The sequence below is a fragment of the Streptomyces diastatochromogenes genome, from assembly GCF_002242805.1.
GTDB lineage: Bacteria > Actinomycetota > Actinomycetes > Streptomycetales > Streptomycetaceae > Streptomyces > Streptomyces diastatochromogenes.
This window is the reverse complement of record NZ_MCGQ01000058.1, coordinates 1-20,755: the sequence shown is the minus strand read 5'-3', so window position 1 is coordinate 20,755 and position 20,755 is coordinate 1. Positions and strand designations below refer to the sequence as shown.

Below are 20,755 nucleotides of genomic sequence, written 5' to 3'. Positions count from 1 at the left end.
GTCAGCCCAGGTTCTGGGCCAGGGCCTCGGTGATCTTCCGGTCGGCCCGGCGGGCTTCGGTCGCCGGGTCGGCTCCGCCGAGCACCCGGGTCATGTACCCCTTGATCGGGTTGTCGGCCTCGACCGCGGCCCACTGAGGGGTGTGGGGGGTCGCCCGGCCGTGTGCGGCGCCCGCCGCCATCGCGGCGACCCCCTCCTCCCCCGCGACCGCGCCCGCCAAGGTGGTCTTGTTGGGCACGTAGTTCATGGTGCGGGCGAGTTCGGTGTCCCACTTGGCGCCGGTGAGCGCCCCGATGACGGCGGTCGCGGCGAACTGGTCGTCGGTGTTCTGCGGGACCACCAGGTCGGAGCCGCCGGTGAAGACCGTGCCGGGCCGGGCGGCGGTCCTGCCCGGCACCGGGAAGAAGCCGAGCTTGCCCTCCAGGCCGGGGTTCTGCCGCACGATCGCCCCGGCGAGCCCCGGTACGGCGATGATCTGCGCGACCTTGCCGCCCGCGAACACCCCGGCCTGGGGCGGGTGTTCCTCGTCCGCGTCCACGGGCCCCGCGCCGAGCGCCTGGAGCCGCCGGTAGAAGTCCATGCCGCGCAGCGCGGCCGGGGTGTCCAGGGTGCCGCGCCACTCGTAGTCCTTCTGCTCGGCCAGGTCGCCGCCCTCGTCCCAGATGAAGCCGGAGAGGGTGTACCAGTCCTGTCCGGCCAGGTAGATGCCCTGGTTGCCGCCGGAGTCGAGCTTCCGGGTGTCGGCGAGCCACTCGTCGCGGGTCTTCGGCGGGGCGGTGATGCCGGCCTGTGCGAAGAGGTCCTTGCGGTAGATGACGACCCGGTTGGCCGCGTACCAGGGCACGCCGTACTGCTTGTTGCCGTCCTTGCCGGGTTCGGCGAGGCCGGGCAGCCAGTGCTCCTTGCCCCAGTCGCGCATCGACTCCAGCGTCAGATCGGCGAGCCGGCCGTCGTCGACGTACAGCGGGACCTGGGTGTTGCCCACCTCGATGACGTCGAGGCCGTCCTCGGCGTCGCCCCTGAGCGCCTTCTGGACCTTCTCCACGATGCCGGTCCACTCCTGGATGCGGATGTCCAGGCGCAGGTCCTTGTGGGTGCGCTCGAAGTCCTCGGTGAAGCGCCGCAGGAACTCCTTCGAGGCGCTGTCCTTCATCAGCCACACGGTGACGGTGTGCCGGTCCTGGCCGCCCGGGAGGAGGCCGCAGCCACTGATCAGGGAGCCGGTGACACAGAGGAGGGCGAGCAGACGACGTCTCACGAGGGGTCCTGTTCTGTCTGGCGGACAGGGGAGGGGGCCCGACGTGGGGGGACGAGCCAGGGCTCGCACGGGTGTATGGATTTTGGTATGGACCAATGCGGGGGTCAAGGGCTACCGGGGGTACGGCCGCGACGCCTCGCGCTCCGCCCCCGCATACGGCACCGTGGAGTGACGCGTGACACACCCGTCACGGCGGAGCAGCACAGAGGAGCACCCGCATGACCAACCACACCTACCGGGTCTCGGAGATCGTCGGCACCTCCCCCGACGGCGTCGACAAGGCCATCCGCAACGGGATCACCCGGGCGGCCCAGACCGTGCGCAACCTGGACTGGTTCGAGGTGACGCAGGTCAGGGGGCAGATCGAGGACGGGCAGATCGCCCACTGGCAGGTCGGCCTGAAGGTGGGCTTCCGCATCGAGGACGGGGAGTAACCCACTCGGCGTCAGGTCCGGCCCTCACGCTCCTGGGCGTCCTCCAGCGCGGCGGACTTCGCGGCCCAGCGGGCCCGCACGACGGCGAATCCGGCACGCTCGGCGTCGTCGCACACGAGTTCGTCGTCATCGACGAGGAACCGTATCTCGCGGTCCCGGGCCAGCCGGCGCAGGACCTCCAGCTTGGTGAACCGGGCGGGCCTGCGATCGGCGTTGCCCCGCATGTGGAGGCGCCCCGCGGGCAGCCGCTGCGTGGCGAGCCAGTCGAGCGTGTCGCGCCGGCACCGCTCGGGCCGCCCCGTGAGGTACACGATCTCGCACTCCCGTGCCTGCGTCAGGACCAGCTCCACCCCCTCGGCGAGCGGCGGGTCCTCGGGCGCGGCGGCGAAGAACCCGGCCCAGTTCCGCGGCCGGTCCTCCAGGAAGTGCTGCCGATGGGCGGTGTCGGCAAGGGTGTTGTCGAGGTCGAACACGGCAACCGGGCGCGCACTGCTGTCTGTCACGGGCCCACCCTAGCCACCCCTGCGTCAACTCCCCGGGGGTGAGGGCTTCATGCTTCTCCCATGCCTTCTGTTCCCACCCTCGTCGTCTGCCGGGGCTGCTGCTGCGGCAACCCGGCCAAACACCCCGGTACCGATCACGAACGTCAGCTGGACCGGTTGCGGGCCGCCGCGGCCGAGGGCGGCTTCGCGGTGCGTACGACCGACTGCCTGGGCCCGTGCGACCAGGCGAACGTCGTGGTCGTACGCCCCTCCGCCGAAGGACGGCGGGCGGGCGGCAGGCCCGTGTGGATCGGGTTCGCCCTGGACGACGACTGCACGGCCGAGGTCGCCGAGTGGGCACGGACGGGCGGCCCCGGTCTTGCCGAGCCGCCGCTCGCGCTGGAGCTGCAGATGATCGAGGCCCCACGGGGCGCACGGACCCGGTCGGGACGGTGACCGCCGGGCGCGGGCCACCGCACCCCGACATCGCGCCGTGAGGAATCCTGCGGGCTCCCCGGTGTTGAACCTCGTATGAGTTCCGTGATCGCCGCGACCCGCTTCTCCGTCCTCGACCGCTCCCGCACCCGTGCGGGACACCCGCCTGCCGAGGCGCTGCGGGACACGGTCGCGCTGGCGCGGGAGGCGGAGGGGCTCGGCTACCACCGTTTCTGGGTGTCCGAGCACCACGGCGTGCCCGGGGTCGCCGGGTCGGCGCCGACGGTGCTGGCGGCCGCCGTGGCCGGCGCGACGCGCTCGATCCGGGTCGGCACCGGCGGGGTGATGCTGCCCAACCACCAACCTCTCGTCGTCGCCGAGCAGTTCGGTGTGCTGGAGTCGCTCTTCCCGGGCCGGATCGACATGGGGCTCGGGCGTTCCGTGGGCTTCACGGACGGGGTGCGCAAGGCCCTCGGGCGGGACAAGGACGACGCCGAGGACTTCGCGGCGCAGCTCGGTGACCTGCTCGGCTGGTTCGAGGGGACCTCGCCGACGGGGGTGCACGCCCGCCCGGCGGAGGGGCTGCGGGTGCCGCCGTTCGTGCTGGCCATGGGCGAGGGCGCGCGGATCGCGGCCCGCGCCGGCCTGCCGATGGTCATCGGCGACCTGCGGGGCCGCGAGAAGATGCTGCGCGGCATCGACCAGTACCGCTCCCTGTTCCGCCCCTCCCCCTGGGCGTCCGAGCCGTACGTGGTGATCTCCGGGACGGTCGCGGTCGCCGGGTCGCCGGAGGCCGCGCGGCGGCTGCTGGTCCCGGAGGCCTGGGCCATGGCGTACTCACGGACCCACGGAACCTTCCCGCCCCTGGCCCCGGCCGAGGAGATCCAGGCCCGCACGATGACCGCCAAGGAGAGCGACTTCTACGAGTCCGGTCTCGCCGGTCACCTCGCCGGCACCGAGGGCGAGGTCGCCCACGAGCTGGAGACGGTGCTGAAGGAGACGGGCGCCGACGAGGTCCTGGTCACGACCAGCTCGTACGACCGCACGGCGCTGCTGGACTCCTACCGGCGCCTCGCCACGCTGTTCGCGCCCCGCGGCTGAGCGGCTCAGCCCTCCACGCCGGCCGGCTTGTCCGCGCGGATCGCCACGGAACCGTCCGCCGCGTCCACCACCGCCCGGTCGCCGGCGCTCAGCTCGCCGGAGAGCAGCAGGTCGGCGAGGCGGTCGTCCACCTCGCGCTGGATGGTGCGACGCAGCGGGCGGGCGCCGAAGTCGGGCTGGTAGCCGAGGTTCGCGAGCAGGTCGGCGGCCGCGTCGGTGACCTCCATGGTGACCTCCTGGGCGTGCAGCCGGCGCCGGGTGTGCTCCAGCAGCAGGTCGACGATCTGGCGCAGCTGGGCGCGGTCCAGGCCGCGGAAGACGATGATCTCGTCGATGCGGTTGAGGAACTCGGGCCGGAAGTGCTGCTGGAGGGCGGGCATGACGGCGTCGCGGACCTTGGTGTAGTCCTCGGTGCCGGCGGCCAGGATGCGGTCGGCGCCGATGTTCGACGTCATGATCACGACGGTGTTCTTGAAGTCGACCGTGCGGCCCTGGGAGTCGGTGAGCCGGCCGTCGTCCAGGAGCTGCAGCAGGGTGTTGAAGACGTCCGGGTGGGCCTTCTCCACCTCGTCCAGCAGCAGCACGGTGTACGGCTGCCTGCGCACCGCCTCGGTGAGCTGGCCGGCCTCCTCGTGGCCGACGTATCCGGGGGGCGCCCCGACCAGGCGGGAGACGGTGTGCCGCTCCTGGAACTCGCTCATGTCGAGGCGGATCATGCGGCTCTCGTCGCCGAAGAGGGCGGCGGCGAGGGCGCGGGCCAGCTCGGTCTTGCCGACGCCGGTGGGACCCAGGAAGAGGAAGCTGCCGATGGGCCGGTTGGGGTCGCTCATGCCGGCCCGGGCGCGGCGTACCGCGCGGGCGACGGCGGTGATCGCCTCGTCCTGGCCGACGACCCGCTCGTGCAGATGCTCCTCCAGCTTCATCAGCCGTTCCCGCTCCTCCTCGGTGAGCTGGGCGACCGGGATGCCGGTGGTGCGGGAGACGACCTGGGCGATGTCCTCGGCGGTGACCTTCGGGACGTGCTCCTCGGCCTTGCCCGCCGCGGTCAGCTCGGCCTCGGCCTCCTTGATCCGGTCGCGCAGGTCCCTGGCGCGCTCGTACTCCTCGTCGGCGACGGCCTGGTCCTTCTCCCGGTTCAGAGCGGCGATGCGGTCCTCGATCTCGCGGGTGTCCGTCGGCGGGGTCTTGGCGCGCAGCCGGACCCGGGCGGCGGCCTGGTCCATCAGGTCGATGGCCTTGTCGGGCAGGAAGCGGGAGGTGATGTACCGGTCGGACAGCTCGGCCGCGGCGACGACCGCCTCGTCGGTGATGCGGACCTGGTGGTGGGCCTCGTACCGGTCGCGCAGGCCGCGCAGGATCTCGATGGTGTCGTCCACGCTGGGCTCGCCGACCAGGATGGGCGCGAAGCGGCGCTCCAGGGCCGCGTCCTTCTCGATGTGCCTGCGGTACTCGTCCACGGTCGTCGCGCCGATCAGGTGCAACTCGCCGCGGGCCAGGGCGGGTTTGAGCATGTTGCCCGCGTCCAGGGCGCCCTCGCCGCCGCCTCCGGCGCCGACGACGGTGTGCAGCTCGTCCAGGAACAGGATCAGTTCGTTTCCGTGCTCGCCCACCTCGTCGAGGAGCTTCTTCAGCCGTTCCTCGAACTCGCCCCGGTACTTGGTGCCGGCCACCATTCCGGCCAGGTCCAGGGAGACCAGCCGCTTGTCGGCCAGGGTCTTGGGGACGTCTCCGGCGACGATGCGCTGGGCGATGCCCTCCACCACGGCCGTCTTGCCGACGCCGGGGTCACCGATCAGGACGGGGTTGTTCTTGCTGCGCCGGGAGAGGACCTCGATGGTCTGTTCGACCTCCTCCTCGCGTCCGATCACCGGGTCGAGGCGGCCCTGGCGGGCGTCCTCGGTGAGGTCGCGGCCGTACTCGTCCACGGTCGGCGTGGTGCTGGGCTTCTTCCGCTCGCCGGCACCCTCGGTGGGCAGCCTGGCCGGCTCCCAGCCGCCGTCGCCGAGCGCCTGCCCGGCCGCCGACTCCGGGTTCGCGGCGAGCGCGCGCAGGATGTGACCGGGGCCGATGTAGGAGTCGCCCTCGGCACGGGAAATCTGGTAGGCGTCGAGCAGGGCGCGCTTGGCGGAGGGGGTCAGGGTGTTCGGCTCGGTCTTCTCGCCGCCGTTCGCACCGGTGCCGAGCTGCTCGCGGAGGCGGTCGGGGTCGGCGCCGGCCTCGGCGAGCAGCCGCCGGGTGGAGTCGTTGTGGGTGGCGGCGGCCAGCAGGTGCCGGGCGTCGAGTTCCTCGCTGCCCTCGATCGCGGCGATGTCCCTGGCCTCGGCCACCAGGTCCCGCGCCCGTTCGGACAGCAGACTGCCGATGTCGACCCGCTGCGGCCGGCGGGCGGACGCGGCCGGGCCGCCGGTGCCGAAGAAGCGGGACATCAGCTCGTCGAATTCCTCGAACGGGCTGCGTCCGAATCCGAAGCCGGGGGTGCTCATGGGGCGGGCCTTTCTGGGGCGACAGACGTCCGCCCCCAAACTCGCATAAATAGTGCAAACCTGCACGAGAGCGACACCGAGATGCGGACCCGGCCCGGACCGGAGACGCTGGGAGCGGAAGCCTCAAGCGACGAGGAGGGCTGCCATGTCCTTCATGGACAAGATCAAGGGCATGCTCAAGGGCCACGAAGACATGGCCGACAAGGGCATCGACAAGGGCGGCGACTACGTCGACGACAAGACCCAGGGCAAGTACCGGTCCCAGGTCGACACCGCCCAGCAGAAGCTCAAGGACGAGCTCGGAAGCCAGGAGCGGGACACCCCGCCGCATCCGTAGCCGAAACCCGGCGGGCTAGACTCGCGGGGTTTGTCCCCGCCCGGCAGGCCCGTACGGAGTTTCCCCCCGATGCACAGCCCCCATGACCCGTACGACCCCTACGTCCGTGTCCGCGGTGCCCGCGAGCACAACCTCAAGGGTGTCGACGTGGACATCCCGCGGGACGTACTGGCCGTGTTCACCGGCGTGTCCGGCTCGGGGAAGTCGTCCCTGGCCTTCGGCACGGTCTATGCCGAGGCACAGCGACGCTACTTCGAGTCGGTCGCGCCGTACGCGCGCCGGCTGATCCACCAGGTCGGGGCGCCCAAGGTCGGCGAGATCACCGGCCTCCCGCCGGCGGTCTCCCTCCAGCAGCGGCGCTCGTCCCCCACCTCCCGCTCCTCCGTGGGCACGGTCACCAACCTCTCCAACTCCCTGCGCATGCTGTTCTCGCGCGCCGGTGACTACCCGCCCGGCGCCGAGCGGCTCGACTCGGACGCGTTCTCCCCCAACACGGCGGCCGGTGCCTGCCCGGAGTGTCACGGTCTCGGCCAAGTGCACCGCACCACCGAGGAGTTGCTGGTCCCCGATCCCTCGCTGTCGGTCCGCGAGGGCGCGATCGCCGCGTGGCCGGGGGCCTGGCAGGGCAAGAACCTGCGCGACATCCTCGACACGCTCGGGTACGACGTGGACCGGCCCTGGCGCGAACTCCCCGCCGAGCAGCGGGAATGGATCCTCTTCACGGAGGAGCAGCCGGTCGTCACCGTGCACCCGGTCCGGGATGCCGACCGGATCCAACGGCCGTACCAGGGCACGTACATGAGCGCCCGCCGGTACGTCATGAAGACGTTCTCCGACACCAAGTCCCCGACCCTGCGCACAAAGGCGGAGCGCTTCCTGACCAGTGCGCCCTGCCCGGTGTGCGGGGGCAGCAGGCTGCGGCCCGAGGCGTTGGCGGTGACCTTCGGCGGCCGGACCATCGCCCAGCTGGCCGCACTGCCCCTGACCGACCTGGCCGGCCTGCTCGACGGCGGCACCGAGACGGCCCGGGTCCTCACCGAGGACCTGAAGTCCCGGATCGCGCCCGTGGTCGAGCTGGGCCTCGGCTATCTCGGCCTGGACCGGGCCACCCCCACCCTCTCGGCGGGCGAGCTGCAACGGCTGCGGCTCGCCACCCAGTTGCGTTCGGGGCTGTTCGGCGTGGTGTACGTGCTGGACGAGCCGTCGGCCGGGCTGCACCCGGCGGACACCGAGGCCCTGCTCGCCGTGCTGGACCGGCTCAAGACGGCCGGGAACTCGGTGTTCGTGGTCGAGCACCACCTGGAGGTGGTGCGGGGCGCCGACTGGCTGGTGGACGTCGGCCCCGGCGCGGGCGAGCACGGTGGGCGCGTGCTGTACAGCGGCCCGGTGGCCGAGCTGGCCTCGGTCGAGGACTCGGCCACGGCCCGCTACCTCTTCGACGAGGCCCCGGGCCCGGCGCGTGCGGTCCGTGAGCCGCGCGGCTGGCTGACGGTGGGCCCCGTGACCCGGCACAACCTGCGCGGGGTGACGGCCGAGTTCCCGCTGAGCGCGTTCACCGCCGTCACCGGTGTCTCCGGCTCCGGGAAGTCCACGCTCATCGGCGAGTTGACGGAGGACCTGGCCGGGGTCGGCCGTCTCGTCCGGGTGGACCAGCGGCCGATCGGGCGCACTCCGCGCTCCAACCTGGCCACCTACACCGGCCTGTTCGACGTCGTACGGAAGGTGTTCGCCGCCACCGGCGCGGCACGGGAGCGCGGCTACGGCGTCGGGCGGTTCTCCTTCAACGTGGCGGGCGGGCGCTGCGAGACCTGTCAGGGCGAGGGGTTCGTCAGCGTCGAGCTGCTGTTCCTGCCGAGCACGTACGCGCCCTGCCCGGACTGCGCGGGCGCCCGCTACAACCCCGAGACCCTGCGGGTGGCGTACCGGGGACGGAACATCGCCGAGGTCCTCGACCTCACCGTCGAGGACGCGGCCTCCTTCTTCGCGGACACCCCGGGCGCGGCCCGCAGCCTGGGCTCGCTGCTCGACGTGGGCCTCGGCTATCTGCGCCTGGGCCAGCCCGCCACCGAGCTGTCCGGCGGGGAGGCCCAGCGGATCAAGCTGGCCAGCGAGCTGCAGCGCGGGCGCCGCGCCCACACCCTCTACCTGCTGGACGAGCCGACGACCGGTCTGCACCCGGCCGATGTCGAGGTGCTGATGGACCGGCTGCAAGGGCTGGTCGACGCCGGGCACACGGTGGTCGTGGTCGAGCACGACATGACCGTGGTCGCCGAGGCGGACTGGGTGATCGACCTGGGTCCGGGCGGCGGCGACCGGGGCGGCCGGATCGTGGCGGCCGGGCCGCCGCAGCGGGTGGCGCAGGCGGCGGGCAGCGCCACGGCGCCCTATCTGGCCCGGGTCATGCCCTGAGGGGAGAGCTGCGGCGCCAGCAGGACGGCATGGGTCCAGGCGGTCTCCGAGGGGACCGGCTGGGCGGCACGGGCGAGGGAACGGCGGTCGGGCTGGTCGCCCGGCGGTATCACCGGCCGGATGTCCACCTCGGCCACCAGGCCCCGCGCGCGGGCGACCCGCCACAGGGAGGCGAGCAGGGTGTCCTCGCCGACGAACGCGGCCGCCGTGCTCGCCGCCCCTCCCCCGTCCTGCCGGTAGCGCAGCCGGACCGGCTGCACGGGCACGCCCGCGTCCAGCGCGGCCTGGAAGACAGCCCGGTGGAAGCGGCCGTGCGCCCGCCCGCACCAGGTGCTGCCCTCGGGGAAGGCGACCACGGCCGCGCCCTCCCGCAGGGCGTGCGCGATCCGGGCGACCGTGTCGGGCAGCGCGCGCAGCCGGTCGCGCTCGATGAACACGGCCCCGCCGCGCGCGGCCAGCGCCCCCGCCACGGGCCAGTCACGGATCTCGGTCTTGGCGAGCATCCGGGCGGGGCGTACGGCGGCCAGCAGCGGGATGTCCAGCCAGGAGACGTGGTTGGCGACCAGCAGCAGACCGCCGTCCGGTGCGGTGGTGCCGGTGAGGCGGACCCGGACCCCGATGGCCCGCACGATCGACCGGCACCACCGCCTGACCCACTCGGCGGGGATCCGCCCGCCGAGGGGGGTCAGCGCGATCCCGGCCAGTACCAGGACCGCGACCGCGGTGAGCCGCAGCACCGCACGGGGTACGGACGCGGCGGGTGCGGCCGGCTCCACGCAGGCGCCCGGGGTGCAGGGCGCGGTGGGCAGCCAGACGCTCATCAGGCCGGCACGAGGGAGAGGAAGTGCTTCAGATAGCGCGGGTTGACCCGGCGCATCGACAGCAGCACGTACAGGTCGGCGACCCCGAAGTCCGGGTCGTGCGCGGGTTCCCCGCACACCCAGGCGCCGAGGCGGACGTAGCCGCGCAGCAGGGCGGGCAGCTCGGTGCGGCCGGCGGGCACCTCGGCGTTCGGGGTCCACGGCAGCAGGGGCCGTACCCGGAACTCCTCGGGCGCCAGGTGCTTGGTGCGCACCCGCTCCCAGGTGGCCGTGGCCAGCGCGCCGCCGTCGGCGAGCGGCACGGAGCAGCAGCCCGCCAGCCACTCGTGGCCCCGGTCGACCATGTACCGGGCTATCCCGGCCCAGATCAGGCCGATGACGGCGCCGTCCCGGTGGTCGGGGTGCACGCAGGAGCGGCCGACCTCGACCAGACCGGGCCGGATCCCGTCCAGCGGGGCCAGGTCGAACTCGCCCTCCGAGTAGAGCCGGCCGGCGACCGCGGCGCGCTCCGGCGGCAGCAGCCGGTAGGTGCCGACGACCTGCCCGGTCACGGTGTCGCGCACGAGCAGGTGGTCGCAGTAGGCGTCGAACGGGTCGACGTCGAGGCCCGGCTGCGAGGTGGCCAGCAGGGCGCCCATCTCTCCGGCGAAGACGTCGTGCCGCAGCCGCTGCGCGGCACGGACGTCGGCCTCGTCACGGGCGAGGGTGACGGTGTAGCGGGTGGGTGCCGCGGGCTGCGGGGGGCGATCGAGCGTGGTGACGCCGGTCATGGCTCTCTCCATGGTCACGGGCCGGGGTCGGCGGGAGCGGCAGAACGTCGGTCCGCTCTGCCGCTCCTGTTCTTCCGACGCCGGTTGGCGTACGCGTGACCGGTGCCCGGAGAATGGGTGTGGGCTTGTTGAACGGCGTGGGCGAGCGCGCCACCGGAAAACCAGACGGGGCCGGAAGGAGCACCTCTCCCGGCCCCGCCCGTCCGCCCCTTTACGGCGAACGTCTTCTCTTGCGGCTAGCGCTTGCCCACCTTCCGGTTCGCCCGCAGCCACTCCCTGTTCATGCCGGTGATGGACACGAGCGGAATCCCCTTGGGACAAGCGGTCGCACACTCACCCGTCAGCGTGCACCCGCCGAACCCCTCCGCATCCATCTGCGCCACCATGTCCAGCACCCGCGTCTCCCGCTCGGGCGCACCCTGGGGCAGCACATTGAGGTGGTTGACCTTGGCGGAGGTGAACAGCATCGCCGCACCGTTCGGGCACGCGGCCACACACGCCCCGCACCCGATGCACTCGGCGTGCTCGAACGCGAAGTCCGCATCCGGCTTCGGCACCGGCGCCGCATGCGCCTCCGGTGCGGAGCCCGTCGGCGCGGAGATGTAGCCGCCGGCCTGGATGATCCGGTCGAAGGCGGACCGGTCGACGACCAGGTCCTTGATCACCGGGAACGCCGACGCCCTCCACGGCTCGATGTCGATCGTGTCGCCGTCCTTGAAGGACCGCATGTGCAGCTGACAGGTGGTGGTCCGCTCGGGCCCGTGCGCATCCCCGTTGATCACGAGGGAACACGCGCCGCAGATGCCCTCGCGGCAGTCGTGGTCGAAGGCGACCGGGTCCTCGCCCCTGAGGATGAGTTCCTCGTTGAGCGTGTCGAGCATCTCCAGGAAGGACATGTCGGCGGAGATGCCGTCCACCTCGTACGTGGACACGGCGCCTTCGGCGTCGGCGTTCTTCTGCCGCCAGACGCGCAGGTTGAGCTTCATGCGTAGCTCCGCTGGGTGGGGTGGACGTACTCGAAGACCAGGTCTTCCTTGTGCAGGACGGGCGCCTCGCCGGTGCCGGTGAACTCCCAGGCGGCCGCGTAGGAGAACTCCTCGTCCCTGCGGGCGGCCTCGCCGTCGGGTGTCTGCGACTCCTCGCGGAAGTGGCCGCCGCAGGACTCGGCGCGGTGCAGCGCGTCGAGGCACATCAGCTCGGCGAGTTCCAGGTAGTCGACGATGCGGTTGGCCTTCTCCAGCGACTGGTTGAACTCCTCGCCGGTGCCGGGCACCTTGATGCGCCGCCAGAACTCCTCACGGATCTGCGGGATCCGCTCCAGGGCCTTGCGCAGACCCGCGTCCGTGCGCGCCATGCCGCAGAACTCCCACATGAGTTCGCCGACTTCGCGGTGGAAGGAGTCGGGGGTGCGGTCGCCGTCGACGGACAGCAGCAGGTTGAGCCGGTCCTCCGTCTCGGCCAACACCTCCTGGACGACCGGGTGTTCGGCCGTCACCGCCTCCTGGTGCGGGTTGCGGGCGAGGTAGTCGTTGATCGTCGACGGCAGGACGAAGTAGCCGTCGGCGAGGCCCTGCATCAGGGCGGACGCGCCGAGGCGGTTCGCGCCGTGGTCGGAGAAGTTGGCCTCGCCGATCGCGAACAGGCCGGGGACGGTGGTCTGCAGGTCGTAGTCGACCCACAGACCGCCCATCGTGTAGTGCACGGCGGGGTAGATCCGCATCGGCACCTCGTACGGATCCTCGTCGGTGATCCGCTGGTACATGTCGAAGAGGTTGCCGTACTTGGCCTCGACGGCCTTGCGCCCCATCCGCCTGATCGCGTCGGCGAAGTCCAGGTACACACCCTGGCCGCCGGGGCCGACTCCCCTGCCCTCGTCGCAGACGTTCTTCGCGGCGCGGGAGGCGATGTCGCGCGGGACCAGGTTACCGAAGGACGGGTAGATGCGCTCCAGGTAGTAGTCGCGCTCGTCCTCGGGGATCTGGTTCGCGGGCCGGGTGTCGCCCTTGGCCTTCGGCACCCAGATCCGGCCGTCGTTGCGCAGCGACTCGCTCATCAGGGTGAGCTTGGACTGGTGGTCGCCGGTGCGCGGGATGCAGGTGGGGTGGATCTGGGTGAAGCAGGGGTTGGCGAAGTGGGCGCCGCGCCGGTGCGCCCGCCAGACGGCGGTCGCGTTGGAGTTCATGGCGTTCGTGGACAGGTAGAAGACGTTGCCGTAACCGCCGCTCGCGAGCACGACGGCGTCGGCGAAGTACGTGTCGATCTTCCCGGTGACGAGGTCCCGCGCCACGATGCCGCGCGCCCGCCCGTCCACGACGATCAGGTCCAGCATCTCGGTGCGCGGGTGCATCTCCACGTTCCCCGCGGCGATCTGCCGCGACAGCGCCTGATAGGCGCCCAGCAGCAGCTGCTGGCCCGTCTGGCCGCGGGCGTAGAACGTCCGGGACACCTGGACGCCGCCGAAGGAGCGGGTGTCGAGCAGACCGCCGTACTCGCGGGCGAACGGCACGCCCTGCGCCACGCACTGGTCGATGATCTCGACCGAGATCTGCGCGAGGCGGTGGACGTTGGACTCGCGGGCCCGGAAGTCGCCGCCCTTGACGGTGTCGTAGAACAGCCGGTGGATCGAGTCGCCGTCGTTGCGGTAGTTCTTCGCCGCGTTGATGCCGCCCTGCGCGGCGATCGAGTGCGCGCGGCGCGGGGAGTCCTGGTAGCAGAACTGGACGACGTGGTAGCCCTGTTCGGCGAGCGTGGCGCCCGCGGAGCCGCCGGCCAGGCCGGTGCCGACCACGATCACGGTGTGCTTGCGGCGGTTGGCGGGGTTGACCAGCTTGGCCTCGAAGCGGCGCTTGTCCCAGCGCTCGTCGATCGGGCCCGACGGCGCCTTGCCGTCGACGACGGCGTCACCGGTCGTGTAGTCCGCGTAGGTTGTCATGTCAGCTCACCACTCCGGTCATGACGCCCACGGGTACGGCGATGAAGCCGGCCGTGAGCAGCAGCGCGAGGACGTCGGCGACGGTCTTCAGGGCGCGGTCGCGGGCGCGGCTGCCGACGCCGAGGGTCTGGGCGGCGCTCCAGAAGCCGTGCCGGATGTGCAGGCCGAGCGCGAGCATCGCGACGATGTAGATGACGTTGCCGTACCAGGTGGAGAAGGTGTCCACCACGTTCTGGTACGGGTGGCCCTCCTGGAAGCCGCCGGAGTGCACGGTGCCGGTGGTCAGGTCCAGGATGTGCCAGACGATGAACAGGCCGAGGATGATCCCGCCCCAGCGCATGGTCCGCGTGGCGTAACTGGCCCGCGGCTTCCTGTGCACGTACTTGCTGGGCCGTGCCTTGATGTCGCGGCGGCTGAGCTGGTACGCGGACGTGGCGTGGGCGACCACGGCGACGACCAGGACGATCCGGATGAGCCAGAGCGTCCACTCGTAGTGCATGAACGGTTCGCCGACGGTGCGCAGCCAATGGGCGTAGTGGTTGAACTCGCCCGCCCCGAAGTAGATCTTCAGGTTCCCGATCATGTGCGCGACCAGGTACAGCAGCATGATCAGACCGCTGACGGCCATGATCGTCTTCTTGCCGACGGTGCTGTCCCACATCGTGCGCGCCATGGACGGCCGTCGGTCCGTCCGCGTTGCCAGAGCCATGGCACAGCACGCTAGGCGCGCCGGACCCGATCGGTCCAAGACATGGTCCAGCTTGTTTCCATAGGCAGGAACTATTCTGTAACCGTGCAGTTCCAGCAGCTTCAGTACTTCGTGGCCGTCGCCGAGACCCGGCACTTCACCCGGGCCGCCGAACTGGTCCATGTCGCCCAGCCGTCGTTGTCGCAGCAGATCAAGTCGCTGGAGCGGGAGCTGGGCGCGGATCTGTTCCTGCGCGCCCGGGGCAACATCACGCTCACCGACGCGGGCGAGGCGCTGCTCCCGCTGGCCCGGCGGATCCTCGCGGACGCGGACACGGCCCGGTACGAGGTGCAGGAGCTGGTGCAGCTGCGGCGGGGGCGGGTGCGGCTGGGCGCGACGCCGAGCCTGTGCACCGGCCTGCTGCCGGACGTCCTGCGCGCCTTCCACGACCGCTATCCGGGCATCCGGCTGCTGATCGAGGAGGGCGGCTCGCACGACCTGGTGCGGGGGCTGGCCCGCGGCGCCCTCGACCTCGCCCTCGTCGTGCTCCCGCTGCCGACGCCCGCGCCCGCCCTGACCACGGTGGAACTGCTGCGGGAGGATCTGGTGGTGGTGTCCTCACCGGAGGTGAGGGCGCCCGGCGGCGGCGGCCGGGTCGTGCGCATCGCGGATCTGGAGGGCGAACGGCTGGTGATGTTCCGGCACGGCTACGACCTCAGGGAGCTGACGGTCGCCGCGTGCCGGGCGGAGGGTTTCGAGCCGGACTTCGCGGTGGAGGGCGGCGAGATGGACGCGGTCCTCGGCTTCGTCCGGTCCGGGCTGGGGGTCGCGGTCGTACCGCGCATGGTGGCGGCCCGCACCGGGCGGGGGCTGCGGGTCACTCCGCTGGCCCGGCCCGGCCTGCACCGTACGATCGCGCTGGCCCACCGCAGCGACGTGGCTCCGCCGCGCGCGGCCCGGGAGTTGCAGCGGATGCTGCTGGAGAGGTGATGACGCGGCCGGTCACCAGGCCTGTGGCACCGGGTCCGGGTCACCAGGTCGGGACGTAGCCGCCGTCGATCACCAGGTCGCTGCCGACGATGTTGCCCGACCGGTCGCCCGCCAGGAACAGGACCAGGTCGGCGACCTCCTCCGGCCGCGAGAAACGGCCGGTGACGGTGGCGCTCGACACCTGGGCCACCACGTCCTCGGGCGTGCTGCCCGCCGCGGCCGACAGGGTGTCGGCCACCCCGCCCCCGCCGAGCCACAGCTCCGTCTCCACCGGTCCGGGGCTCACGGTGTTGACCCGGATGCCCCGGGGGCCGACCTCCTTGGACAGCGCCTTGGAGAACGCGACGAGGGCTGCCTTGCTCGCGCTGTAGTCGATCACCATCGGGTCCGGCAGAGTGGCGTTGACCGAGGCGACGGTGATCACCGCGCCCTGTCCGGCCTCCAGCATCAGCGGCAGGGCCGCCCGGGTGACCCGTACGGCGGTGAGGAGGTTCAGGTCGAGGGTGCGCTGCCAGTCGGCGTCGGTCACGGACAGGAAGCCGCTGGTGCGGACCGGGGCCGCGCCGACATTGTTGACCAGGACGTCGACGCGTCCCCGGGCGGCGCCGACCAGCCGCTCCGCCGCCTGCGACTCGGCGAGATCCACCGGGACCCAGGCGACCGAGCCGTCCTTGACCAGGGCGTCCAGGCCCTCGGACGTGGTGCGGGATCCGGCGACGACGCTCGCGCCCGCCTGCGCGAGCGCCCGTACGATCGCCAGGCCGATGCCCTTGCTCGCCCCGGTGACGACGGCTGTCCTGCCCTGCAGCTCGATGCTCATATCGATCCGGCTCCTTCGGGAACGGATCAAGTAGAGCACGGCCGTACGGCACCGGCACGTGGCGGCGGAGCGGGCCGCCACGGTCGTATCCGTACCGTCAGCCCGTCGCGTCCACCAGCGCCAGCTCGTGCAGCCGCTCCGGCGGCCCGGGGCGGGCGTAGTACCAGCCCTGGGCCGTGTCGCAGCCCAGTATGCGGAGTTGCTCGGCCTGGGCGCCGGTCTCCACTCCCTCGACGGTGACCGCGAGGTCGAGGCTGTGGGCCAGGGTGACGATGCCCTCGACGATCTTCAGGTCGACCGGGTCGGCCGGGAACTGCTGCATGCCCTGGGTGAAGGAGCGGTCCAGCTTGAGGATGCTCACCGGGAGGCGGCGCAGGTTGGCGAGGTTGGAGTAGCCGGTGCCGAAGTCGTCCAGGGCGATGTCGACGCCCATCTCGGCGAGTCGCCGCAGGGGTTTGAGGAGGTCGTCGTCGGCGCCGATCAGCGCCGACTCGGTGACCTCCAGGCAGAGGGCGTCGGGGGCGACGCCCGCGCGTTCGAGGATCTCCACCGTGTCCTGGACCAGGCCGGGATGGCTGAGCTGGCACGGGGAGAGGTTGACGTTGATGCGCAGGGGGCCGGCGGTCGTCTGTTCGCCGTACCGTTCTCGCCATTCGCGGGCCTGGCGGATGGACTCCTCCAGGACCCAGCGGCCGAGCGGGACGATCAGGCCCGTGTGCTCGGCGAGCGGGATGAAGCGGTCGGGGCCGAGGACGCCGTGCTGCGGGTGCAGCCAGCGCACCAGCGCCTCGGCACCGCGGACGCTGCCGTCGCCGAGGTGGACCAGGGGCTGGTACTCGATGAAGAACTCGCCGCGCTCCAGGGCCGTGGGGAGGGCGGTGGTCAGGCCGTGGCGGGTGATCGCGCGGGCGTCGGCCTCCGGGTCGGCCAGTTCGGAGCGGTTGCCGCCCGCCGACTTGGCCCGGTACATGGTGATGTCCGCGCTGCGCAGGACCTCCGCCGCGGTGCGCTCGCCCGCCGGGCCCTCGACGATGCCGAGGCTGCCGCGCACCAGCAGATCACGGCCGTCGATACTGATGGGGGTGATGAGCGCGTTCAGGATGCGTTCGGCGAGTTCGTCGACCTCGCGCTCGGTGCCGGGGCCGGTGGTCAGGGCCACGAACTCGTCGCCGCCGAGCCGGGCGACCATCTCGCCGGGCGCGGTGGCGCAGGACTGCAGCCGGTCGGCGACCTCCACCAGCAGCCGGTCGCCGGCCGCGTGGCCGAGGCTGTCGTTGATGGTCTTGAAGCCGTCCAGGTCGAGGTAGCACAGGCCGAAGCGCTGGCCCTCGCCCGCGCCCAGGGCCTTCTCCAGGCGCTCGAAGAACAGGGTGCGGTTGGGCAGTCCGGTGAGGGCGTCGTGGGTGGCCTCGTAGCGCAGCCGGAGGTTGAGCAGGCGGCGCTCGGTGGTGTCCTCCATGAGGGCCAGCTGGTACTGCGGTTCGCCGTCGGCGTCACGCAGCAGGGAGACCGTGAGGTTGGTCCACAGGACCGTGCCGTCGGGACGGTTGAAGGCCTTCTCGACGTGGTAGTGCTCGCGTTCGCCGCGGACGAGTTCGTCGTAGAGCTTCCAGGTCTGGGGCGCGTCCTCGGGATGCGTCCACTCCATGACGTTGCGGCCGCGTACGGTGTGCTCGGAGCCGCCGAACATGCGCAGCAGCGCCTCGTTGACCTGGAGCACGTTGCCCTCCAGGTCGGCGATGCCGATGCCTATGGCCGCGCCCTCGAACACCGCCCGGAAGCGGGCCTCGCTGGCGTGCAGCGCCTGCGCGACCACGCCCTGGGCCTGCAACGCGGCCTGGGCGATGGCCTCCTGCTCGGCGAGGGTGCGCTCGCGCAGGGCCTGCGCGTACCCGGCGGCCATCGCGTGCTGCAACCGCGAGGAGCGCATGCGCAGTTCGTCCTGGGGGCCGTCCTCGCCGCAGTAGAGGACCAGGTAGGCGTCGACGCAGTCCAGGGTGCGGGTGAGCGCCTCGGGGTCGGTGCAGTGCGCGTCGACCAGCGCGGCGCCGACCGCCTTGGCCTCCTCGGAGTCGAAGCTGCGGGCCCGCAGGAGGTGGCTCAACCGGCGTGCGAGCGGAAGGAGTTGTTCCGCGAACTCCGCACGGGTCAGCGACGTGGAGGTGACCGGGAAGACCGCCCGGCTCCAGATCGTCGTCAGCCGGCGCAGTCTGTCCTCCGGCCCGTCCGGCTCCGCGCTCACGCCGTGCGCCCCACGCCGGCGAATCCGGAGAAGGCGTACGGATCCTCGTCCTCCGGCGCCGACTCCGGGCGCCAGTGCGGCATCGGCACCAGTCCGGGTTCCACCATGTCGTACCCCTCGAAGAACCGTGCGATCGCCTCGCGCGAGCGCATGATCAGCGGGTTGCGAATGTCCTTGTATACGTCCACCACACCCTCGGCCCGCTCCGCCGGCAACGGGATTCCCTCGTACGAGGCATGGGTGAGGATCAGCAGGCTGCCGGGCGCGAGCGCCTCGCGCAGCTCCGCCACCGCACCGTACGGGTCGTCCGCGTCTTCCACGAAGTGCAGTATGGCAACGAGGAGGAGGGCCACTGGCCGATTCAGGTCGATAAGGCGCTCCAGTTGGGGACTGGAGAGGATCTCCTGGGGTTTGCGCAGGTCGGCCGCGATCACCTCGACGTCCTCGTTGCCCTCCAGCACCGCCTGGCTGTGCGCGACCGCCACCGGATCGTGGTCGACGTAGACGACGCGGGCGCCCGGCGCCGCGGCCTGGGCCACCTCGTGGACGTTGCCGAAGGTCGGGATGCCGGAGCCGATGTCGAGGAACTGGGTGATGCCCTCCCCGGCCGCGAAGCGCACCGCCCGGCGCATGAACGCCCGGTTGGCCTGCATGATCTTCGGCAGGCCCGGCATGAACTCCATCGCCTTGCGGGCCGCTTCCCGGTCGACCTCGAAATTGTGTGAACCGCCCAGGTAGAAATCGTAGATACGCGAAACGCTCGGCACCGAGATGTCGATGCTTCGTGGGGCCCAGGCGGGACGCTCCATGTATCTCTCCAAGGCGTAGGCGACAGGTCCAGGCGATCCGGTGTTCGAGCTGAGGCTACTGATCGCCCGCCAAAGGAGCGACCCGAACCGGAAATTGACCATCCGTTCCCGGTCACTGCCTGCGGCAAGTGCCCATGTGACCCCGCTGTGTGACGGCCTTGTGAAAACAAACGGTCCGCCCCCTCCGTGCGGTGCGGAGGGGGCGGACCTTCGGTCAGGCGCCGGTGGGCGGGGCGATCGACCCTGGGGAGGTGATCTCTACTTGCCCGGCGCGCCGACCGGCTTTCCGTCGGGCGAGACGGCGTACCAAGTGCCCCCCACGCCCTGACCGTTGGTGTCACCGGCGGCCTTGTCGCCGGAGAAGGTGTAGATGGGCCAGCAGTTGACGGTCATCTGCTTCTCCCCGTCGGGCCGGGTGAAGCCCATCAGCCCCTTCTTCTGGACGCCCTCGGTGTTCTCGGGCTTGACCGGGGCGACCGCGGGCCACTTCTCCAGGCAGGCCCCGATGCAGTTCGAGACGACCTTCGGCCACGCCTTGTCCTTCAGGAACCGGTAGACCGTCATGCCGTTCTTGTCCACGATGATGTCGCCCAGCTTGGGGTCCTTGCGGACGGACAGACCGGGCAGGGCGGACAGCGAGGCCTTCTTGCCGTTGGGGGCGAGCGCGAACCACTTGCCGCCCACGCCCTGGCCGTTGACGTCACCGGAGTTGACGTCCTTGACGTAGCGGTAGGCGGGCCAGCCGCCGATGGTCAGCTGCTTGGTGCCGTCGGGGCGGGTGACTTCGCCGAGCAGCGCCTTGTCGATGCCGGCGCCGGCGGTGGCGTCGTCGGCGGGCACCGGCGGCCAGGTGGTGGCGCAGTCGCCCTCGCAGTTCGACTTGGGCGGATTGGCGGTGTCCTTGTCGAACCGGTAGAGGGTGAGGCCGGAACCGTCGGTCAGCACGTTGCCCAGGTCGGGGTTGCTGGCCACGGTCAGCTTGCCCGCGGGGGCGGCAGGGCTCGGCGAGCTGGAGCTCTGGTTGCCGTCGGCGCCGTACCCGTTGCCCGCGGCGGTGCCCGTGCCGGCTGCGGCGCCCGGGTTGCCGTAGTCACCCGCAGCGGCCGTGGCCCCGACGTTCTGGGCCGCCGATGCCGGGGTGGTGCTGTTGTCCTGACCGCACGCCGTCGTCAGCGCCAGCACCGAAGCGGCCGTGGCCACCAGTGAGGCGGTCCGCCAGGAGGTCTTCATCGCCAACTCCCCAATTTTGCCTGGATATTGCAGCGCCTTGCTGCGCCGCCGCACGGCCATGGGTACGCGGCGGAGGGGGCGGAGCGTTCAACGGGGACGCGAAATTCTTTCCGGATCCTGTGACGCGTCCCGCGCGCGGGGAGTCGTACGAGCCCGCAAATCGGCTAGTTGGTCCACATCGTCCCTTCAAACCATTGATCGCGATTTGTCACCCCTTCGGGCCAATCCCGGCGCACTCCGGAGTACGACGGCGCCCCGAGCCTCATGATCTCCGTCGTGCATGGACCCGAAGTGACCCGATGTGCGCCCGCCACACGGGTGTTGGCCCTGTTGGCGCTGACCTGGACTCTGGTGGGCTGCCCGGTCGGGACCGCGTCGGCCGACGCCTGCGCGTCCGCCTCGACGGGCCCGGACGGCACGGTGGCGGTGGCCGTGGCGGGAGACGGCGACCACTGGCCCACGCCCCCGCCGTGCCCGAAACCCACGCCGACGCCGTGCCCGCCCACGCCGACGC

18 protein-coding genes and 1 pseudogene are annotated in these 20,755 nt (G+C 71.7%); 7 read left to right on the top strand and 12 right to left on the bottom strand.

Features of this window, described 5'->3' with window-relative positions:
• Position 1 precedes the first annotated feature (1 nt).
• The gene (locus BEK98_RS43745) at positions 2-1,258 is read right to left on the bottom strand and encodes an extracellular solute-binding protein (protein ID WP_094222415.1); all 1,257 of its coding nucleotides are present in this window, start codon (positions 1,256-1,258) and stop codon (positions 2-4) included.
• Positions 1,259-1,476: 218 nt separating this feature from the next.
• On the opposite strand from BEK98_RS43745, the gene BEK98_RS43740 reads away from it, so the two are divergent.
• Positions 1,477-1,692 (top strand): dodecin, encoded by a 216-nt coding sequence (locus tag BEK98_RS43740; RefSeq protein WP_094222414.1) that lies wholly within the window; start codon positions 1,477-1,479, stop codon positions 1,690-1,692.
• A gap of 11 nt (positions 1,693-1,703) precedes the next feature.
• Here BEK98_RS43740 and BEK98_RS43735 read toward each other — a convergent pair whose 3' ends face one another.
• A complete protein-coding gene (locus BEK98_RS43735) occupies positions 1,704-2,195 on the bottom strand; it encodes a phosphatase domain-containing protein (protein WP_094222413.1) in 492 nt (163 codons plus the stop codon).
• Positions 2,196-2,255: 60 nt separating this feature from the next.
• Here BEK98_RS43735 and BEK98_RS43730 point away from each other — a divergent pair, with 60 nt between their 5' ends.
• Together BEK98_RS43730 and BEK98_RS43725 are read left to right on the top strand one after the other, a co-directional pair.
• Positions 2,256-2,630, top strand: coding sequence for a (2Fe-2S) ferredoxin domain-containing protein (locus BEK98_RS43730; protein ID WP_094222412.1), 375 nt, complete (start codon positions 2,256-2,258; stop codon positions 2,628-2,630).
• A gap of 75 nt (positions 2,631-2,705) precedes the next feature.
• The gene (locus BEK98_RS43725; protein WP_094222411.1) at positions 2,706-3,710 is read left to right on the top strand and encodes an LLM class flavin-dependent oxidoreductase; all 1,005 of its coding nucleotides are present in this window, start codon (positions 2,706-2,708) and stop codon (positions 3,708-3,710) included.
• Positions 3,711-3,715: 5 nt separating this feature from the next.
• On the opposite strand, the gene BEK98_RS43720 is transcribed toward BEK98_RS43725, so the two are convergent.
• Positions 3,716-6,193, bottom strand: coding sequence for an ATP-dependent Clp protease ATP-binding subunit (locus BEK98_RS43720; RefSeq protein ID WP_094222410.1), 2,478 nt, complete (start codon positions 6,191-6,193; stop codon positions 3,716-3,718).
• Between the two features lie 145 nt (positions 6,194-6,338).
• On the opposite strand from BEK98_RS43720, the gene BEK98_RS43715 reads away from it, so the two are divergent.
• Both BEK98_RS43715 and BEK98_RS43710 read left to right on the top strand, forming a co-directional pair.
• The gene (locus BEK98_RS43715; RefSeq protein ID WP_094222409.1) at positions 6,339-6,530 is read left to right on the top strand and encodes an antitoxin; all 192 of its coding nucleotides are present in this window, start codon (positions 6,339-6,341) and stop codon (positions 6,528-6,530) included.
• A 69-nt stretch (positions 6,531-6,599) separates the two neighbouring features.
• The gene (locus tag BEK98_RS43710) at positions 6,600-8,939 is read left to right on the top strand and encodes an ATP-binding cassette domain-containing protein (RefSeq protein ID WP_094222408.1); all 2,340 of its coding nucleotides are present in this window, start codon (positions 6,600-6,602) and stop codon (positions 8,937-8,939) included.
• Here BEK98_RS43710 and BEK98_RS43705 read toward each other — a convergent pair.
• From BEK98_RS43705 to BEK98_RS43685, 5 genes are all read right to left on the bottom strand, one after another.
• Positions 8,915-9,760 (bottom strand): lysophospholipid acyltransferase family protein, encoded by an 846-nt coding sequence (locus BEK98_RS43705; protein ID WP_094222407.1) that lies wholly within the window; start codon positions 9,758-9,760, stop codon positions 8,915-8,917. The two genes, BEK98_RS43710 and BEK98_RS43705, sit on opposite strands and share 25 nt — an antisense overlap.
• Positions 9,760-10,530, bottom strand: coding sequence for a GNAT family N-acetyltransferase (locus BEK98_RS43700; protein ID WP_094222406.1), 771 nt, complete (start codon positions 10,528-10,530; stop codon positions 9,760-9,762). The genes BEK98_RS43705 and BEK98_RS43700 overlap by 1 nt, the downstream gene beginning before the upstream one ends.
• A 236-nt stretch (positions 10,531-10,766) precedes the next feature.
• Complete coding sequence (locus BEK98_RS43695) at positions 10,767-11,516, bottom strand: succinate dehydrogenase/fumarate reductase iron-sulfur subunit (RefSeq protein WP_094222405.1); 750 nt, start codon at positions 11,514-11,516, stop codon at positions 10,767-10,769.
• Positions 11,513-13,462, bottom strand: a complete 1,950-nt coding sequence (locus BEK98_RS43690; protein ID WP_094222404.1) for a fumarate reductase/succinate dehydrogenase flavoprotein subunit — start codon at positions 13,460-13,462, stop codon at positions 11,513-11,515. The genes BEK98_RS43695 and BEK98_RS43690 overlap by 4 nt, the downstream gene beginning before the upstream one ends.
• 1 nt (position 13,463) lies before the next feature.
• Positions 13,464-14,135, bottom strand: coding sequence for a succinate dehydrogenase (locus BEK98_RS43685; protein WP_094222403.1), 672 nt, complete (start codon positions 14,133-14,135; stop codon positions 13,464-13,466).
• A 120-nt stretch (positions 14,136-14,255) separates the two neighbouring features.
• Between BEK98_RS43685 and BEK98_RS43680 the strand changes: the two genes are divergently transcribed.
• The gene (locus BEK98_RS43680; RefSeq protein WP_094222402.1) at positions 14,256-15,140 is read left to right on the top strand and encodes a LysR family transcriptional regulator; all 885 of its coding nucleotides are present in this window, start codon (positions 14,256-14,258) and stop codon (positions 15,138-15,140) included.
• 40 nt (positions 15,141-15,180) lie between these two features.
• On the opposite strand, the gene BEK98_RS43675 is transcribed toward BEK98_RS43680, so the two are convergent.
• From BEK98_RS43675 to BEK98_RS43660, 4 genes are all read right to left on the bottom strand, one after another.
• Positions 15,181-15,960, bottom strand: a complete 780-nt coding sequence (locus BEK98_RS43675; RefSeq protein WP_094222401.1) for an SDR family NAD(P)-dependent oxidoreductase — start codon at positions 15,958-15,960, stop codon at positions 15,181-15,183.
• 97 nt (positions 15,961-16,057) lie between these two features.
• Positions 16,058-18,202 carry a putative bifunctional diguanylate cyclase/phosphodiesterase gene (locus tag BEK98_RS43670; protein WP_094222400.1) on the bottom strand — a complete coding sequence of 715 codons (2,145 nt, stop codon included), beginning with the start codon at positions 18,200-18,202 and terminating at the stop codon, positions 16,058-16,060.
• Positions 18,199-19,011 (bottom strand): SAM-dependent methyltransferase, encoded by an 813-nt coding sequence (locus BEK98_RS43665; protein WP_094222399.1) that lies wholly within the window; start codon positions 19,009-19,011, stop codon positions 18,199-18,201. The genes BEK98_RS43670 and BEK98_RS43665 overlap by 4 nt, the downstream gene beginning before the upstream one ends.
• A gap of 258 nt (positions 19,012-19,269) precedes the next feature.
• The gene (locus tag BEK98_RS43660) at positions 19,270-20,241 is read right to left on the bottom strand and encodes an SCO0930 family lipoprotein (protein ID WP_094222398.1); all 972 of its coding nucleotides are present in this window, start codon (positions 20,239-20,241) and stop codon (positions 19,270-19,272) included.
• A 276-nt stretch (positions 20,242-20,517) separates the two neighbouring features.
• Here BEK98_RS43660 and BEK98_RS49675 point away from each other — a divergent pair.
• Positions 20,518-20,755 (top strand): annotated as a pseudogene (locus tag BEK98_RS49675) (hypothetical protein); the annotation flags it as partial.